Here is an 18,983-nt window from a genome sequence, read left to right as displayed (position 1 = left end):
TGGCGGGCTCAATCGGTTTCAGGGTCGAGAAGGCCCTGGTTGCGGTGACGCTGGGCCCGTTTGTGCCTGGACCGCTGGCGTTTTTGCCAGTTCTGCGCGGGTCAACTCCTTGAGCTTGAGAGTTCGCGCTTCGGCGATTTCGATCTCCAACTGACGCATTGCATCCAGATACTGATCAAGCATTTGCTGACTGGCATCGCGCTCCGGATACGCATCTTCAACCTCTTCCTGACGCCGTGTGGCGTTTCGTTCCAGCTCATCGAATACCTCGGGGTGCTGGTCGCGCATGTAATCGATCCAGTAATCACGAGAAATCAGATCTTCGAGGAACAGGTCGGATGCCTCGTCCGCCAGCACGGCGTTGCGCGCGTTGGTCAGGGTTTGATCGCGAATCGGAGTGTCAAACACCATGTGTTCCGGTTGCGCGGGCAATTCCAGATCGTCAGGCCAACCTCGGATCATGCCGATCCGGTACTGCAAGCGCCTCTCCGCCCGGTCCTTCTTTTTCGCGACAGCTTCGGCCAGCCTGTCAATTCTTTCCAGGCGAAACAAGCGTCGGGTCAGGTCGATCAAGGCTCTGCCGCGCTGTTGCGGACGAAGCGGCACGTCGCGCAGGGCATTGTGCAAGTAAACCCTTGTTTCCAGCTCACTGAAAGTCAGAATCCGCCCATCGACACAGGTGCCATGCGTCGCGGCGTTGGCAAACAACAGTTGGCGCAATTCCCTGTCGTCTGTCGCCGCTTGTATCACCTGCCATACCCGGTGCGTCAGGTCGGCACCCGCCAACTTGTACTCACCGGTATCGGGCAGCGTCGAGAGCAGATGGAAAAACGCCTCATGGCCGGGTTCCTCGGCCAGCTGCCTCCATAGCGCGGCGCGCTCCACGCGTAGATCGGACGGGGTGTATGTCAGCCAGATGTCCATTGCCGGTGCAGCAATGTCCTGCAGCGGGTTATCGATGACTTCGTCGGCTTCGACTACCGCATGTGTATCGACGCGCCTCGACCCTGTGCCACCGCCGCTGTCGTCACTGTCGTCGCTGTCGTCGCTGCCGCCATCGGACCCCGAGTCGGAGTCCGGGTCAGAATCGGATTCGCTGCCAGACGCCAGGCGCTGCGCCATTTCCTCATCCAGCAACAGCCGCGAATAGCCCATTACGTCGCGATTGCCGTTAGCGATACTGTAGTCACGCAGCTGCTCAAGACTGTTGAGCGTCAGGGCGTTATCGGATAAATCAGTACCCGCGACCAGCCCCTCATGATTGCCGCCCAGCAGCCGGTCCGGAAACGCCGTGATGTTGTTGCCTGTGAGGTTAAGCGTATGCAATTGCGGCAAGTCCAGCACACCGGCCGGCCAGCGATCCAGCCCGTTGTAGGCGAGCTCGAGTGTTTCAAGCTGAACGAACACGCTGGCATCCATAACGTCGAGCCGGTTGTGGCTCAGGTCCAGCCAGCGCAGGCGATTGGCACTGACCAGGCGATGCAGCGGCTGCGCATCCGTCAGCAGGTTGCCGCTCAACTCCAGACGTTCGAGACGACTCAGGCCGCTGACGGCGTCCGGCACCGTCTGCAATGCGTTGCCGTTGAGCACCAGTCTGGTCAACTCCGGAAACGCCGTGCAGAACTCATTGAAGCTCTGTGCCGAGAACCCTGCGCCTGTCAGATTCAGAGTCTGTACGTGGGAAAGCGTGTCCGACAGGGGCGGCAGATCACCGGTGGAGAGCCCGGTCAGATCAAGCTCACGCCCCGCTCCTCTGTATGCCGTGTCAGCCCGTCGACCATGCAATCACGAATTTTTATCGCCGCGAAAGCGCGACCTTGCGTCGTCAGCGCGGTTGTCCTGGAGTCGGTTGCACCGGCAAAGATCCAGCTGTTCAACTGCCGCGTCAGTGAGTCGCCGCTGTCCCGCCACTCGCTTATCCGGGCATCTATCTGCATATCATCCAGCCCCTCACTGCGCAGGCGCGCCACACATTGCTGCGCATATTCATGGGAGAGCCGTGGGTTGAGCTGCTGTAGCCGGCCGACGCTGTCTGCCGCATCTTCAGCCACGGACGTCAAAGGGCGCAGCGGCAAGAGAAAATCGTGGACAATGGAAAACGCGGTTTGCGGCGTCGTAAGCGTATGGGCATACAGCGCGGCGGATGGGCTTCTGAACGCTGTCAAAGCGCCTGCGGGCAGACCAATGGCAGCTTCGATACGCTGCTGGGCCATCGACAGTGCGGCCTCGCCCTCTGCGCTGAACAGGTTGTCCGTCAGGCTGGTCTTCAACAGTACGTCATCGCAAGCCAGCACTTGCTCAGGCAATGAATCGATAGCGTTGTAACGCAGATCCAGCCACTGCAGGCGGGGAAGGTTTTCAGCACCGGCCGGCCAGGTTTTGAGTCCATTGGAACTCAGGTCCAAAACCTCAAGCCCGGTCAATGCCGACACATCCAGTGCTGTCAGCTGATTGAGGCGCACGCTGAGGAATTTCAGTCCTTTCAATTCACTGAACTGCCGTTGCACCTGCGGCGTCATGACGATGCGGTTGGTTGAAAGATTCAGCCGAGTGAGCTGCGCAAGGTCTTGCGGGCCGACCGGCACCTCAGTCAGCCCGCAAGCGGTAATTTCCAGCGTGCGCATCTCGCTGAAAGCCTTCAGAAAAGTCTCGATCTGTGCGGCCGGAACATTCAGCCGGTCCAGGCGTAAGGTCTCAACGTGGGAAAAAGTACCGGCCGGTATTGGCGCAAGTTCGGTAATGGAGGAGCCGCCAGTCAGCCAGTTGCGATCACTCAACTCGAATACACGAGCGTCTCCAGGCACGTAGAAGTCCCGATCCAGCGAGCTGCGGGGCCGGATAGCGCGTTCCAGACCATAGCGCTTGCGCACGGCAGCGCGCCAATTGGCCGCCAGCGCATCCAGGACTTGTCTGTTGGGCAGAGATCGCCAGCGCGAAGCCGGAGCCGCAGTGCGCAAACCACTGGATGTCGTTGGCTCATAAAACGCGCGGAATATTCCGGCGTGTTCCAGACGCAGGATTTCGACGGCGTTGAGTCGGGTTTCGGGGGTATTCCACAGGCCCAGGATATGTTGTGGCAGTGGATTGACGTATCCCGCCTCTCCCGTCAGAAAATCCAGTTCGCCGACGCAGTACTGGCGAACCATCAAGTCCAGGTCAACCAGATGTCCCCAAGGTCCCAGATAATTTTTTACGTACTCATAAGCCGGTTTGAATGCTTCGTGGGAAAACTTCGACCAATCCAGGGCTAGCCCCGCCCACAGCCGTTCATGGCCAGCCATCAGTGCCGAGGGAATGTGGGCAATGGCGGTTCGTGACAAATCCAGCCGTTGCAGATCTGGCAGACTTTGCACGGACGCAGGCCATCGAGCCAGTTGCGGTGCGTCGATTTTGAGTCTTTTCAGCCGCTGCAACGTGGCCAGATCAAGCTCTGGCGTGGCAGCGGCGTCCAGTCGAACCAATTCAAGATCAAGGTCCTCCAGCGTCGTCATCGTCGCCAGTCTCTGGGAAAAGCCCTGTGTCAAAGACGTCGCGCCGGTTCTGAACCTGAGTTTTTTCAGCGAAGCCATTGCACTCACGGCCGGCGGCAGGTCGCTCAGTGATTGTTCGCGCCCCATGTAGGTGCCGAAAGCACTGCCTCGTTCGCCGAGGGTCAACTGCTCAAGATTGGGGAAGCGCGACAGAAACGCGTCGGCCCCCGGGTCCGTCATGCCGTCACCGCTCAGGATCAACTCGCGCACGTGGGAAAAATCGGCCTCGATCGCTGGCAGCGGGTAGTAGCTGACAATCAAAAGCCTCGCGGCGCTGTGATCATCGGCGGCTAACGGTGCCTTGCGCCAGCTCGCTTCCAGCGCCCTCGCCGTTTGTGATCTCTGGAACACGCCCGACAGGTCATTTGAGGTGGTACGCGAATCTCCCACCCATTCATCGAGCGTTGCTTTGAGTCGTTCCCACTCTTGACGACGGGACTGCAGCATCGCAAAAATTTCGCGGTTGCTTTTGCCCTCGCGCACCTGCGTCAGGATAAAACCGTTCGCTTGCTCGACCGACAGCTCCGGATAGAGATCACGCAATCGCTCGACCAGTTCCGGATTGAAAGCCGGGCCTCGCCCGCTGGCGGAATACCCGACCAGATTTTCGCTGATGCGTGCGGGCGGCTTCAGCCATTTTTGCGGTTTCAGCAAAGCCAGCGCTGTACGGGGATCCTGCTCGGCTTGCGCAATAATCGCTTGCTGCAGTTCAGCCCACTGGCCGACTGCTGGCAGTCCCAGGCTGCGTCGCGCCTCATCAGGCAAGGCGTGCATGATCGATGGGTAAAAGTTGTCGCCGTGGCGAGGCAGGCTGTTGAGCGCCTCGCCGCGATCGTTAAATGCCTGAAATTGTGCACCTTTTTTGACCAGGTACTTTTTCTCATCAGCTGTCTCGGGGCCCACGCTGTGGAGCACTGGACCTTCGACGCTGCCTTCGCGAACGTCCAGACGCAAGCCGTCCGGCCAACCGGGCAGACTTCCCAGTGCGTGCAGTGCCAGACGGCGGCTGTCCGCTGACGCGATATTGTCGCTGCGCAGGCCGGCAAAAGCCCTGACCTGCCGGCTTTTGCGCGCGTACCAGCGCGCCTCCTCGAGCATGCGCAGCGGCGCGCGTCCGGTCGTCGTCAGCTGTTCGAGCTCAGCGGGTCCGGCGTGAGCCAAAACGTCCTGAGCAGCCGATTCGGTGAGCCCCACGCAGGCAGTCTGCAAGTGCTTGACCAAGGGGTCGGCGGCTTCGGTCCCTGTGTAGATGCTGTCGTATATGGCAGCTTGGCGCGTTTGCGCGTAATCCGCCATTTGCCTGGCAAACTCGACAGGCCTGGCGTCACGCAGGCGCGCGCCCTGCACGCCCAGCAGTCGGGTGATTTCAGCTTCGTCGAGTGCCGCCAGAATGACCGTGGGCAGCTCTCCGGCAAGAATATCGGATCGGGTAATCCGGATCGGCGCCCGAACACCGCTGCCACGCACCCGGCGCGCGCCGCCGTACTTGACGGATTGACCCGACAAGCCCGCGCCGTCGAACACTTCGAGTACCCGGTTGGCTGGCCACAACGGCATCTCAGTGACCAGCGGCAAGGCATACAAATACATCTCGTCGATCGGTTGCGTGCCGCGCAACTGCCCAATGACTCGCCCGGCATCCGTATCGGCCTTGAGCATGCGCAAGGCTTGCAGCAGCTCCGGAGGCGGCAACGCGTGGTCGAGATGCATCTTGCGCAATGCGTCATCGCTGATACCGCTGATGTCGGCGGCCTTGCTCAACTCGGCGTCGGAAAACGCTTCGCTGCGATGGCCCATGCGGCGCAGCAGTGTACGGCGATCCCACGTCAGTGGACGTTCCAGAGTGGCGCGCCAGGCGCCGGCGCCATTACTGTCCAGAACAGGCTGATAGGCGCTGGCATCGGTGGGATGCTGCAAGCGCCATTTTCCGATTACCTCATCGAACGTCTGCTGATAGAGCTTGCCGTCGAGCCGGACATAGGTTTTGCCGTCAACCCCGTACTGGCCCGCTGTATTGGGGGCAAGGCTGGCGTCGAGGATGACGGGCGACTCATAAGCGCTGAGATCAGGCTTCCACAGCCGGGTTTCACCATTGACCAGCGTCACCGGACTCATCTGTTCGATCACCGGCACCGCGCGGGCTGCGGCGAATTTCTGCACGCCGGCGCCGACCCCCGCCATGGCTCCGATCAGTGCCAGGTTTTCCGCTACATCGATCAGATGATCCTTGGCTGCCCTGCGATCGCCTTCACTCCATTCAATGGCGCCCTCCAGGGTTTCGTAGAGCAATTGCCCGGCCATCACCACCATCATTACCTCACCCAGCACAGGCACGAACATCGATACCATGTTCAAGCCCAGCATGCCGATCTGCATCAGGTGCGCCAGTTTGGCGTCGCGGGCTTTCGCATCGACATCGGCAGTCGGCACCGCATGGCTTCGCGCATCGGCAATGGTCTTGTCCCGACTCTGGGTAAACAGGTACTCCCAGAGATCATCATTGGGGGCCCAAAGGCCTCGTCCCTTGCGACCGACCGTCGACGGGGCAATATAGGGTTCAGGCACCGGTTGCAGTTTCACCTTGCGCTGGGGCGGCACCTCGCTGAGGGTGGTAAATGCCGAGCCGGGGCTGATCGCCTGGATAACCACAGCCCAGGGCGAACGCACTATTTGCCAGGCATCCTTGGGTGAATCGGCGGCCACCTGGGTGAATTGGCTGAAATAGTAAGGACGCTGGTCATAAGGCAGGAACTGGCTGAGGAACTGCTGGTAGCGGGTCGGGGCTGCGCCGTTCGTGTCGGCTGCGTCCCGCGCGGTCAACAAACGCTTGAATTCGCTGCGCATCTGCTCGTACGTGTACCGTTTGAGCGGGTGGTGCGGATCGTGGGGGACATACAGGATCAGCTCATCGTTGTAACGATACTTTTCGCAGATCACGAACGCGACGCAGCCAGTCAGGCGCTTTTTCATCACGCCAAGGTCCTCGAACCACACTTGCCTGTTGCCCATCCAGGGATGCATTTCGCCAGCGATGACCGACAGGATCATTGTGTAATCCGCCGGCTCGATGTCTTTTTGCAGCAACGCCTGTTCGGCAGCCGCTCGCATTGTCGCCTTCTGGCTGGCGATGAACGGGTCGCGAAGCGCGGCTTCTGCCAGCGGATCGGCAGGTTGCAGGAACGCCTTGAGGTAAGTCTGATATTGCTTGCCAATATCCAGGCTACGGCACAAGCCCAGAAACTGGCTGACCGTTATGCCAGGGCTGAGCGACTCGAAGGTGTCCGGAGTTTGCGTGGCAACCAGGAAACCGGAAGTTTCGTGCCAGGCTCCCTCATCGCATTCATGGGCTTCGAAATTATGCAAGGCTGCGTCCAGCATCGATAGTTTGAGAAACTCATACGACGCCAGCTCGATTTGCAGAATGCCCATTTCCACGGGGCGTTTGAGGCACAGCAAGGTCTGGTCGACGTCGACCTGCATCTGGTATTGATCCTTGAGTGCCTTGACCAGCAACGGCCGGGCAAAATCCTCGACCTGCTGCAGCGTCGCCAGGCTTTTGTCCAGCGAGTTTTGTGCGGTGACGCTGGCGGTGAAACTGTCGGTCAGTGCGCTGCGCTGTGCCGGCGTTGCTTCCTGATACCAAGACGGCAGCGTGGTTGATACGTCCTTCAAGGCCTGACGTCGTTGCGTGGTTGCATCGCTCAGCCACGTCGGGACGGTTTTTTCCAAAAACTGCCGTGAATGCTCAGCGTCGCCTCGCGTTTGACGGGCGGGGTCGTTCCTGTGGATTGAGCGGTCGCGCCTGCGGGGCGCGATGAGGGATGAATCGGGATAGCGTCCATGGTCACTCCTTGTTGATGGAGCAAGCAGCAGACCATTTCACGCTATCCCGTCTGCGGTATCGGAATATCGCTCGAGTGTTAATGAGTAAGCGAATGTGGATTTTGACCTTGAAACATCCTGCCCCGATCCCGTGTTTCAGGGACGCGACGATAGCCCGGGTTCCGGCGAGGTGCGGCCAGGCGGCTGCGACTCGTCAGCGACCTGCTGTAGCTCGTCGATCGCCCGACGCGTCAGTGCGACCAGTTTCTCCACACGCAGCGTTTCCATCGCCTGGCCCAGGGCATCCAGTTCCAGGTCATATTGTCCGGCATCGATCTCAGCCCGCTCGAGGCGTCCGTCCAACGCTCCCCAGAGCTGCAAACGCTGATCGTCGACCGATGCATTCAGATCGTTCATTTCCTGCGGATAGCGTTCTCGCAGATAGTCCGTCCAGTAATCGCGGGCCACCATGCTGATTGGCAGCGCGTCGGTCCGCTCTGCCGCAAGGATTGATTCACGGGTCTGCGTGAGCAAATCCCCGCTGAGGGGATCGAAATAGGACATGAAAACCGGCTGCCCGGGCAAATCCACACCGTCGCCCCAATTGCCAGTCAGCCCGATGCGGTACTGCAAGCGCACCTCGGCGCGGTCCAGTCTCTCAGCCGTGGCCGCGGCTTCAGCAAGGGTCTCGACCCGGTCCAGACGAAACATTTGCCGGGACAAACGCACCAGTGCCTGCCCCCTGAGTGCTGTTTGATCCGGCGCAATTTGGCGCAAAACGCGATCCGCCCAGACCCGGACCTCCATGTCGCTGAACGTCAGAATCCGCCCGTCAACGCAGGTGCCGTGGGTTTCAGCGCTGTGAAACAACAAATCTCGCAACGATGTATCGTCGTAGGCAGCTTGCATGACCTCCCACACTCTGCGCGTGAGATCAGCCCGCACGCGATTGAAATCCTTGGTATCGCGCAATAGCCGCAGCAGCTGGAAAAAACGTTCGTGGTTCGGTTCCTGTGCCAACCGCGTCCAGATCACGGTTCGTTGTTCTGCCACTGATGCGGAGGTGTCCTGGAGCCAAGGGGCAAGCGAGCGCGGTGCAATGTCAGTTGCCGGATCCAACAGCTCTTCGACAGGCGCTACGGCGGCGTGCACATCAAAATCAACGCCGCCCTCCTCCTCAGGGATCCCGACCGGCTCCTCCAAACCGATGCCGTCGTAAAATATCTGCCTGTTGATCATGTCGTCGATCCGTGCGCGCGATACACCCAACACGGGGCGCCCCGGACGCTCGCGCGAGTAGCGCCGCAGATCCTGCAACGCTGACAACGACAAACGTTCATTCGCGGACAAGTCGGTGCCCTCGAGCAGATTGCCGTGCCCACCGCTGAACAAGCCAACAGGCAACTCCTCGATCCGGTTGCCGCTCAGATTCAGCGTGTGCAGACGAGGCGCCATCAACACGCCGTCCGGCCATTCGCTCAACTGGTTGAAACGTAAATCCAGGGTTTCGAGAGCGCCGAACGCCGGCGGGTGAAAAGCGCGGATCTCGTTGTAACCCAGATCCAGCGCGCGCAGTCGGCCGCTACCGAGCAATGGGTACAGGCTCGTCGCGCTGTGCAGATTGCAATACTGCATTTCCAGACGCTGCAGATGCCGCATGCGTTGCACCGGCGCGGGCAACGCCAGCAATTCATTGCCGCTGACAAACAAGGTTTCGAGGTTGGGAAAGGCCTGCAGGAAAGCATCAGAGCCGCGCGTGGTGATATCGACGCGGGTCAAGTCCAGGCTCGTCACACCTGGCAACTGCACGTCCAGCTCCGGCAGGTCACCGGTTTGCCGCTCTGAAAATTCCAGCTCCAGCCGGGGCGTGCCTGGGCTTTCGCTGAGCCCATCGAGCCATGCGGCGCGGATGCGCCGTGCAGCGAAGGAGCGACTGCGCGCATTGATGAAGACGCCTTCTCCAGTGACCTCGCGGGTATACAACCAGTCGTTCAAACGGCGGGTCAGCGCGTCGAACGTTTGATGCCACTCAGTGATTCGTGCGTCGATCTGCACGTCGCTGAGCGCCATCCTGCGCAGACTGTGCAAGCTGAGTCGAGCACGCTCGTCTGGAAAAATCTGCCGCAACCGCTGCAAATGCGCAGCCGCGCCGGTCTCGCCCGCCACCGCAGCGGATTGCGCAAGCGGCAACAGCTCGTCGATGAACGATGCACCGGTTTCCGTTGGCGGAAATCGTTCCGGCACGGGTTCGGCTGCGAATCGCGCCAGCGTGCCGTGCGCCAGGCCCGTTTGCTGCTCAATACGCTGCAGCGCCGTGTTCAACGCAGCTTCACCCTGCGGGCTGAACACGTTGCCGGCCAGGTTGGTTCTCAACAGCAAGTCCGTGTGCGTCAACGCCCTCGGCGACACAAAGTCGATGCGGTTATCGCGCAAGTCCAGCCAGGACAATCGGCTCAGATCCTCGACACCAGCGGGCCAGCCTTGCAGCCTCGTCGACCGCAGGCCTAATGCCTGCAACTCATTCAAGGCGCTGACATCGACATCCCCGAGCGGGTTATGACTCAAGTCCAGCGCCCTGAGGCGCTGCAAGCCATTGATCTGGCGCTGCACCACTGGCGTCATGGCAATCCGGTTATTGGTAGCATCGAGCTGTGCCAGACCTTCCAGTTCGGCTGCAGCAAAGGGCAGTTCCGTGAAGGTGTTGCCGCTGATCTGCAGGGTTTCGGTCCGGCTGAAGGCGCGGATGAAACGGCGGGCCGCTCGGGCGGAAACGTCCAGTCCTCCCAGGCGCAGCGTGAGCACATGGGCAAAACTGCCTGGCGGCAATACGGGCAATTGCACAACGCGTTCGGCCCCCGTTGGAGTACTCAGTTCAAAAATCGTCACACGGGACGGCAGGCCGTACCGCTGCCGAACGGCGCCTTGCCAACTGTTTCTAAGCGCATTGAAAATCTCGGCGTTGCTGCCTGTTGTCCATTGCGGGCTGAGCGCTGCGTAGCGAGTACCGTGCGGGGCTGGGGCATGGAATCGAGCAAAAATACTGTCATGCTCGGCGCGCAGCGCGGTGATCGCGGCCAGCCGTGCCTCGGGCGTAGCCGATGCGGCATCGAACGCCAGCGGCAACGGATCAATCAGCCCGGACGCGGCGAGCATGGAATCGAGTTCGGCCCGGCAGAACTCGCTGACCATCTGGTGCACATCGAGCAGATGCCCCAAGGGACCGGCGTAGTTGCTGACGTATTCATAAGCGCGCAGAAACGTGTCCGGAGTGACGCTCGACCAGTCCAGCGACAGGCCGGCCCACAGGCGTTCCTGCCCGTGGTAGAGCGACGACGGCAGCGTCTCGATCAAGGTATGACTGAGGTCCAGACGCTGCAATTGCCCAAGCCGTTCGACCGACGCCGGCCATCGCCACAAAGCACGAGGCGCGTCGATGCGTAACGTGCGCAGCTGCCTGAGCCTTGAAAAATCGAGTCCATGCAAGGACGTTGAATCGGTACCCGAGTAGTCGATGCGCAGCGCTTCGAGCGAAGACAACGCTTCGAGCCGCTGCGCGAAGTTCTGGGCCAGTAACGGCGCGTCGGTGGCGAAGCGCAGGCGGGTCAGCTCAGGCATGCGGCCCACCGCTAAAGGCAGCGTGGTCAGTGATCCGTTCACCAGCGTCTGCTCGATCCCAAGGCCGGGCTCGCCAATCGACAGATCGGTGACCTGGGGGAACGCTGCCAGAACACCCTCGGCATTGGCGTCGGCGAGGCCGCTGCCCGTCACCGACAATTCACGCACATGGTCAAACCTCGTGGTCAGCGCAGGCAGCGGCGCATCGCAGACCAATGACAGCTGCGCCACTTCCCGGGCCTGCGCCGCCAACGGCTCATTGCGCCAGGCCTCTCTGAGGGCCTGGGCCACTTGCGAACGGTGCGCTGCGGTCTGACTGCTCGAGGGGCCTGCCTGCCATCGGTCGAGGGTGGCATTGAGTGTTTCCCAATCCTTCAGTCGAGACTCCAGCTCATCGAAGATCTGCGCGTCGGTTTTGCCGCGTCGCCGAGCGAAAAACGCTTCGACCTGGCGCGGCTCCGGATACAAATGCTGCGCGCGGCTGCGCAGATGCGGATTCCAACTGGCGCCGCGTCCGCTGGCGTAATAACCGCTCAACCGGGCATTCACTCGCGTCGGAGGCTTGAACCACCTGGCTTGCGGCTCCAGTAACCGTGCAGCATCAAGACGATGCGCGTGGGCTGACCGGATGATGCTCTGTTGCAGTTCGCGGCCTGTGCGCACATCCGCCAGCCACAGCGCTGACCGGGTTTCATCAGGCAAGGCGGCCAACAGCGACCGGTAAAAACTGTCTTCCACCCGGGGCACTCTATCAAGCGCTTGGGCACTGGCATCGAAGGCCTGATAGAAAGGCCCGTTTTTCACCAGGTAGCGTTTAACCGGTGCGGTGATTTCGCCAATACCGTCGAGCAAAGCACCGGTTGTACTGCCGTCACGGATCTCCAGCCGCAAGGTTTGCGGCCATTGCGGCAATTGTTCCAGTGCATGCAATGCCAGGCGTCGGCTGTCTGCGGAGGCGAGGTTTTCGCCGTGCAAACCGGCGAATGCACGAATCTGTCGGCCTTGGCGAGCGTACCAGCGGGCCTCTTCCAGCAGCTTCAAGGGCGAGCGTCGGGTCGCGTCCAGTCGGGCAAGCTCGGCGGCCGATGCGTGGTTGAGCACGTCTTGCGCGGCTTCGTCGCTGAGCCCCGGGCATTCGCGCTGCAGAATGCGCACCCGCCCACTCGCGGGTCCGTTGCGCCGGTAGAGACTGTCGAAGATGGCTGGCTGTCGGGTGTAGGCGTATTCGGTGAGTCTCGCAGTGAATTCATCTGGCCTCGCCGGACGCAATTGCGCGCCCCTGCTTCCCAGCAGATGAACAATTTCATTTTCCTCCAGCGCAGCGATGATTCGTGCCGGCAGTTCGCCGTTCAGCACTTGCTCGCGGCTGATCCGGATCGCCGGTTTGCGCTCAATCCCCGGCAGCAGTTTTTGTGCGCCGTACTGGATGGATCGCGCCGCCTCCCCGCGCCCTCGACGATCTCCAGCACGCGGCCCGACGGCCAACGTGGCATTTCGGGGACCAGCGGCAGCGCGTACAGGTACTGCTCATCAATTGCCTGGGCACCGCGCAACTGCTCGATCATTTGTCTGGCTCCCTGATCGGCGGCAAACAAGCGCATGGCGTCACGCAGTTCGGCAGGCGGCGGTAAATGATCCATGTGCATTTTGCGCAGCGTGTTGTCACTGATACCGCTGGTATCGGCCAGCATCAGCAGGGCGTCGTCGGAAAAACCGTCAGTCAGCGGCCCCATGCGGCGCAGCAAGTCCAGACGCCCCCAGGTCATGGGTTGTTCCAGTGCCAGACGCCAGGCACCGTGGCCGTTGTTGACCAGGACCGGCCGGTAGGCATCGGGATCGCTGGGATGTTTGAGCAGCCATTGCGCGGTCGTCTGATCCTGGACCTGCTCGTAGACCTTGCTGCCCTGGCGGATATACGTTTTGCCTTCGAACGAATACTGCGCCAGTGCGTTGGGTTCGCCCAAGGCGTCAAATGTGACGTCCTGTTCGTAACCACTGAAGTCGGGTTTCCACAGTCGGGTTTTACCGCTGGGCAAGGTCACCGGGTGCAGGTTCTCGATGACCGGTTCCGGCTTGACAGGCCTCAACCGGCTCAAACCTGCACCCGCAACGGCGGTGACCCCGATCAGTGCGAGGTTTTCGGCAACATCGACCAGATGGGCCTTGGCCGCGTGCTTGTCGCCGTCGCTCCATTCGACGACCCCCTCAACGGTTTCATACAACAATTGGCCAGCCATGATCACCATCATCGCTTCGCCGAGTACGGGGATGAACATCGACGCCACGTTCGCTGCCAGCAGACCGAACTGCAGCAGCGCAGCGAGTTTGGCGTCGCGCGCCTTGGCATCGACGTCTTCAGTGGGCACTGCGTGGCTGCGGGCATCATCGAACAGCTTGTCGCGGTGTTTTTCGTAGAGACAGTTCCAGAGATCAGGGTTTGTGCCCTTGAAATAAGCGTTCGGGTCCGGAAACGGTGCGGCCGCCACGAAAGGATCGGTATCCGGAATCATTTGCGGATCCTTGTGGGGCGTCTCCCAAGGCCCTAGAGGCGTCACTGTTTGCCCTATCGTTCGCCATGCCGACCACAACCACTCGGACGCGGGATGGGCGGGCTTGATGAACCGGTTGAAATATTCAGCGCGCTTCCTATAAGGAAAGAACTGGCTGAAAAACGCCTGATAGGCCGTCGGCGCGGTGCTTTGCGGATGCTGTGGATCCCGAGCAGACAACAAGCGTTTCAGTGTGTCCTGCATTTGCGTGCCGGTGTAGCGCTTGAGCGGATGCTCGGGGTCGTTGGGCACGTAAAGAATTACTTCGTCATATAACGGATATCTGTCGTAAATCACAAAGACAACGCAGCCAACCAGTCTATGGCGCATCACGCCCAAATCCTGAAACGAGACTGTTTTGTTATCCAGTCTGGGGGTCCTGTTGCCCGCAAGAACGGAAAGAATCATCGCGTGATCCTGGCGGCGGATGTCCTTGGTCAACAACGCTTGTTCGGCCGCCGCGTGTAAAGCGCTCTTCTGAGCCAAGATGAACTGGCGGCGCAGCGCGGCTTCCGTCTTGGGGTCGGCTGGATGGAAAAACGAAGTCAGGTAGGCTTGATATTTCGCGCCAATGTCCAGCTCACGGCACAGACTGAGAAAGTTCCTGATCGAGACATTGACCGGGACTGCCTTGTAGTTACCGGGCGTGCCGGTTGCTACTGCGAAGGTTGAGCTTTTGTGAAAGGCGCCGTACTTGCATTCGTCACTTTCAAAGTTGTGCAAGGCTGCCTGCAGCATGGGCAGCGTCAGTACCTCGTGAGTGCCAACTTCCACGCGAGCAACAGTTACGAGAATCGGTCGCTTCAAACACAACAGCGTCTTGTCGACATCCACTTCCACCTGATAGCGGCTTTTCAGCGCCTCCAGCAGCAAAGGCCTGGCAAAGGCGTCAATGTCTTTGAACGATGACATGGTTTTATCCAGCTGCACCTGCGCCTGGAAGCTGTCTCTGAAGCGTTTGTGCAGCACGTCGCGTTGCGCGGGTGACGCGCTTTTGTACCAGTCGGGGTTGCCTTGGTGGCCTGTTTGAACTCAGCTCTTCTGCGCGCGGGAGCATCAATCAACCATTGCGGTACCGACGCTTCCAGCAACGGCGCGTGCAGACTCTGCGTTGCCGCCGGTTTGATCAGGGGGCCGCGCTTTTGGATACGAGGGAATCGGGGGACATACATCGCTCCTGTAAATGAAGCGACAGCACATCATCCGCACCGACCGGTGCGGCGGTACATAGTTATCGAGTCCAGAGAGAGTTGTTACGACGTGTCTGAACGGTCGGGCGCAGAGTTGACTATGCTTGTAACGCACGATTTAGCGGAGAGGGATTTATGGACGATCCAGTCGACAACAAACCGCCGACCTTCTGGCAGATGCTGCACAGCGTCATGGCTGCAGCCTTCGGCGTACAGAGTGGCAAGAACCGGGAAAGGGATTTTGCCCACGGCAAGCCCAGCCATTTCGTGATACTGGGCGTTTTGTTCACAGCTGTTTTCGGTCTGACGCTGTTCGGAATCGTCAAACTGGTGCTGCATCTGGCCGGTGTTTGAGGCCAATATGAAAAATCCGGGCCTTGGCAAAGCGATCGAGCCTTGTCACTGGCGAACCACCGGCGACAGGCATGCGGTCAGACCCGGAATTTCACTCACTGGTGGCTGACCCAGAAGACCGCTGTTCCTACAACGAGAATGATCAGGAACAAAATGGCCCATGCGTCGACGCTGCTGTCGCTTTTCCTGGCTTTGGTCGGGTTGCTCATTGCATCGCCTCTTGTCGGTTTTATCGGTGATTGCACAAAGACTCGATCAGAGTAAAGACGATGATTGTCCGCACGACAAATGTGGATTAGATGACCGGCATTCGCGTTAGGCGATTTGGTTCTTTACATATACTCAAACATCACTTTTGCGCATAACTGCAAACGGGTATATTGCCCCGGCTCCGTGACGGAGTGCGCGGCCGTGCGCGCAGAATTGCAGAGGCATCATCGGACTCCAGCAAGCGAAAACGCAGCGTTTTCCGAGTAGCCCAAGCCTGAGAACAGGACTTATATGTACGTATACGACGAGTACGATCAGCGGATCATCGAGGACCGCGTCAAGCAGTTCCGTGATCAGACCCGACGCTATCTGGCAGGTGAGCTGAGCGAAGAAGAATTCCGCCCCTGCGCCTGCAAAATGGCCTGTACATCCAGCGCTTCGCGCCGATGTTGCGCGTGGCGGTGCCTTACGGCCAACTGACTTCGCGCCAGGTGCGCATGATGGCCAAAATCGCCCGTGACTACGACAAGGGCTACGCCCACATCAGTACGCGGCAGAACGTGCAGTTCAACTGGCCGGCGGTGGAAGACATCCCGGACATTCTCGCTGAACTTGCAACCGTGCAGATGCACGCCATCCAGACCAGCGGCAACTGCCTGCGCAACGTCACCACCGACCAGTTTGCCGGCGTCGCCGCCGATGAAGTGATCGATCCACGGCCATGGTGCGAAATCGTCCGCCAGTGGACCACGTTCCACCCGGAATTCGCTTACCTGCCGCGCAAATTCAAGATCGCCGTGAATGGCTCGACCAGCGACCGCGCAGCCATTGAAGTTCACGACATCGGTCTGGAACCGGTCTACAACGCCGCTGGCGAGCTGGGCTTCCGCGTGCTGGTCGGCGGTGGTCTCGGTCGTACGCCGGTGGTCGGCGCGTTCATCAATGAATTCCTGCCGTGGCGAGACCTGCTGAGCTACCTCGACGCCATCCTGCGTGTGTACAACCGCTACGGCCGTCGTGACAACAAATACAAGGCGCGGATCAAGATCCTCGTCAAGGCGCTCACGCCTGAAGTGTTCGCGCAGAAAGTCGATGCGGAAATGGAACACCTGCGCGGTGGCCAGACCACGCTGACCGAGGCCGAACTGCATCGGGTTGCCAAGCACTTCGTCGATCCGGACTACAAGACCCTCGACAACCAGACCGCACAACTGGCCGATCTGGATAAAGAACATCCGGGCTTCGCTCGCTGGCGCAGCCGCAACACCCTGGCGCACAAGAAGCCGGGCTATGTTGCCGTAACGCTGTCGTTGAAGCCGACCGGTGTTGCCCCCGGCGACATCACTGACAAGCAGCTCGACGCCGTTGCCGACCTGGCCGACCGCTACAGCTTCGGTCAACTGCGCACCTCCCACGAGCAGAACATCATTCTCGCCGATGTCGAGCAGAGTCAGTTGTTCGCCTTGTGGGGCGAGTTGCGCGAAGGCGGTTTCGCCACGCCGAACATCGGCCTGCTGACCGACATCATCTGCTGCCCGGGCGGCGATTTCTGCTCGCTAGCCAACGCCAAGTCGATCCCGATTGCCGAGTCGATCCAGCGTCGCTTCGATGACCTGGACTACCTGTTCGACATCGGCGAGCTGGACCTGAACATCTCCGGTTGCATGAACGCCTGCGGTCATCACCACGTTGGCCACATCGGCATTCTCGGCGTGGACAAGAAAGGCGAAGAGTTCTATCAGGTTTCTCTCGGCGGCAGCGCCAGCCGTGATGCGAGCCTGGGTAAGATCCTCGGCCCGTCCTTCGCACAGGAAGCCATGCCTGACGTGATCTCGAAGCTGATCGATGTGTACGTTGAACAACGCACCGAAGACGAGCGCTTCATCGACACCTATCAGCGTATTGGCATCGACCTCTTCAAGGAACGCGTCTATGCAGCGAATCATTAAGAACAACGAAGTCGTCGACGAGACCTGGCACTTGCTGCCGAAGGATTTCAACATCGACGAGATCAGCAACTGCGACGATCTGATCGTTCCTCTGCAGTTGTGGCGCGAGCACAGCCGCATGCTCAAGGCCCGCGATGGCGGTCTGGGCGTGTGGCTGGATGCCGACGAAGAAGCCGAAGAAATCGGTGAAGACGTCAGTGAGTTTCAAGTGATCGCGCTTAACTTCCCGGCGTTCACCGATGGCCGCAGTTACTCCAACGCCCGTCTGCTGCGTGACCGTTATGGCTTCAAAGGCGAACTGCGCGCAATTGGCGATGTTCTACGGGACCAACTGTTCTACATGCATCGTTGCGGTTTCGACGCCTTCGCCATTCGCGCGGATAAAGACCCGTACGAAGCGCTGGAAGGTCTCAAGGACTTCTCGGTGACCTACCAGGCTGCCAGTGACGAACCGCTGCCGTTGTTCCGTCGGCGTTAAGCCTCAGGGCTTTGGGTGCGGACAGAAAAACGCCGGTCATTGACCGGCGTTTTTTTATGCCTGTTGTTTACCAGAAGCGTTGTTGGGTCAGGCGACTCCACCAGCTCAGCAGCACGCGGTCAACCGAGCCGCTGGCGGCCATGCCGATGCGTTCCTGCAGGCTTTTGCGCTCGGCGTAGTGCAGATGGTAGACCTCGGCCAGTTTGGCCTTTTGCGCCAGGTATTCATCGCTGGTCTTCAGTTCGTCCACCAGTTGGTTTTCCAGCGCAGCGATACCGAGCCACACCTCACCGGTGGCCACCTCATCGATCGCCAGTTGCGGGCGATAACGGGCGACGAAGTTTTTGAACAAGCGATGGGTGATGTCGAGGTCTTCCTGAAACTTTTCGCGGCCCTTTTCGGTGTTTTCGCCAAACACGGTCAGAGTGCGTTTGTATTCACCGGCGGTCAGCACTTCGAAGTCTATATCGTGCTTTTTCAACAGACGATTGACGTTAGGTAGCTGCGCGACTACGCCAATCGAACCGAGAATGGCGAACGGTGCGCTGATGATCTTGTCACCGATGCACGCCATCATGTAGCCGCCGCTGGCAGCAACCTTGTCGATGCACACGGTCAGTGGCACCCCGGCGTCGCGAATGCGCGCCAATTGTGATGACGCCAGACCGTAGCTGTGCACCATGCCGCCGCCACTTTCCAGACGCAGAACCACTTCGTCTTTCGGCGTGGCCAGGGTCAGCAGCGCGGTGATCTCGTGGCGCAGGCTCTCGGTGGCGGAAGCCTTGATATCGCCATCGAAGTCGAGCACGAATACCCGGGACTTGGTCTCAGGCTTGTTCTTCTGCTTCTTCGCACTTTTATCGGTTTTCGCTTCGCCCTTGCGTAAAGCCTTGAGCTGGTCCTTGTCGAGCAGCGTCTGCTCCAGGCGTTCACGCAGGCCCTTGTAGAAATCATTGAGCTTGCTGACCTGCAACTGGCCCGCCGATTTGCGCCGGCCCTTGCTGCGCAATGCAGCAAAACTGGCAAGCACCACCAGAATGGCGATCACCAGCGTGACGGTCTTGGCCAGGAAGCTGGCGTATTCGGTGAAAAAATCCACAGAGACTCCTCAAAGCAATGCGTGAACATGTAATACACGCGGAATGGTTCCAGCATACCCATGCGCCGGCTCATCGGCCAGCCGTGAAACCTCTGGCAACACGCCTGTAACGGGCATTTCAAACAAGCGTATGTTTTTTCATTGACAGCCTTACGCCATCCTCATAACCTCGCCTGACCTTCAACGT

The 18,983-nt window shown here is 59.9% G+C and carries 7 protein-coding genes and 1 pseudogene; 3 read left to right on the top strand and 5 right to left on the bottom strand.

Features of this window, described 5'->3' with window-relative positions; all coding sequences use genetic code 11:
- Positions 1-18: 18 nt before the first annotated feature.
- From LJU32_16590 to LJU32_16575, 4 genes are all read right to left on the bottom strand, one after another.
- The gene (locus LJU32_16590) at positions 19-1,602 is read right to left on the bottom strand and encodes a hypothetical protein (protein ID WKV87358.1); all 1,584 of its coding nucleotides are present in this window, start codon (positions 1,600-1,602) and stop codon (positions 19-21) included.
- A gap of 125 nt (positions 1,603-1,727) precedes the next feature.
- On the bottom strand, positions 1,728-7,259 hold the full coding sequence (locus LJU32_16585; protein WKV87357.1) for a leucine-rich repeat domain-containing protein: 5,532 nt from the start codon (positions 7,257-7,259) through the stop codon (positions 1,728-1,730).
- Positions 7,260-7,508: 249 nt separating this feature from the next.
- On the bottom strand, positions 7,509-9,974 hold the full coding sequence (locus tag LJU32_16580; protein ID WKV91126.1) for a hypothetical protein: 2,466 nt from the start codon (positions 9,972-9,974) through the stop codon (positions 7,509-7,511).
- Positions 9,975-12,316: 2,342 nt separating this feature from the next.
- Complete coding sequence (locus LJU32_16575; protein ID WKV87356.1) at positions 12,317-14,485, bottom strand: hypothetical protein; 2,169 nt, start codon at positions 14,483-14,485, stop codon at positions 12,317-12,319.
- A gap of 356 nt (positions 14,486-14,841) precedes the next feature.
- On the opposite strand from LJU32_16575, the gene LJU32_16570 reads away from it, so the two are divergent.
- From LJU32_16570 to LJU32_16560, 3 genes and pseudogenes are all read left to right on the top strand, one after another.
- The gene (locus tag LJU32_16570) at positions 14,842-15,060 is read left to right on the top strand and encodes a DUF2970 domain-containing protein (GenBank protein ID WKV87355.1); all 219 of its coding nucleotides are present in this window, start codon (positions 14,842-14,844) and stop codon (positions 15,058-15,060) included.
- Positions 15,061-15,561: 501 nt separating this feature from the next.
- Positions 15,562-17,219: pseudogene (locus LJU32_16565) on the top strand (nitrite/sulfite reductase).
- Positions 17,203-17,697: a DUF934 domain-containing protein gene (locus LJU32_16560; protein WKV87354.1), complete on the top strand. Its 495-nt coding sequence runs from the start codon at positions 17,203-17,205 to the stop codon at positions 17,695-17,697. The pseudogene LJU32_16565 and the gene LJU32_16560 overlap by 17 nt, the downstream one beginning before the upstream one ends.
- 67 nt (positions 17,698-17,764) lie before the next feature.
- Here LJU32_16560 and sohB read toward each other — a convergent pair whose 3' ends face one another.
- Positions 17,765-18,796: a protease SohB gene (gene sohB, locus LJU32_16555; GenBank protein WKV87353.1), complete on the bottom strand. Its 1,032-nt coding sequence runs from the start codon at positions 18,794-18,796 to the stop codon at positions 17,765-17,767.
- Positions 18,797-18,983: the final 187 nt, after the last annotated feature.

Origin of the sequence: Pseudomonas sp. B21_DOA (assembly GCA_030544685.1) — a bacterium.
Taxonomy (GTDB): Bacteria; Pseudomonadota; Gammaproteobacteria; order Pseudomonadales; family Pseudomonadaceae; genus Aquipseudomonas; species Aquipseudomonas fluorescens_AO.
Note: the sequence above shows the minus strand (reverse complement) of the source record. Positions and strands in the feature narration are given on the sequence as shown.

What these genes read in the sequence shown, in the direction of transcription:
- LJU32_16580 (WKV91126.1), bottom strand. Translation starts at nt 9,974, where the DNA reads ATGACGCCAGTGGTGCAGCGCCAGATCAATGGCTTGCAGCGCCTCAGG.
- LJU32_16570 (WKV87355.1), top strand. Translation starts at nt 14,842, where the DNA reads ATGGACGATCCAGTCGACAACAAACCGCCGACCTTCTGGCAGATGCTG.
- LJU32_16560 (WKV87354.1), top strand. Translation starts at nt 17,203, where the DNA reads ATGCAGCGAATCATTAAGAACAACGAAGTCGTCGACGAGACCTGGCAC.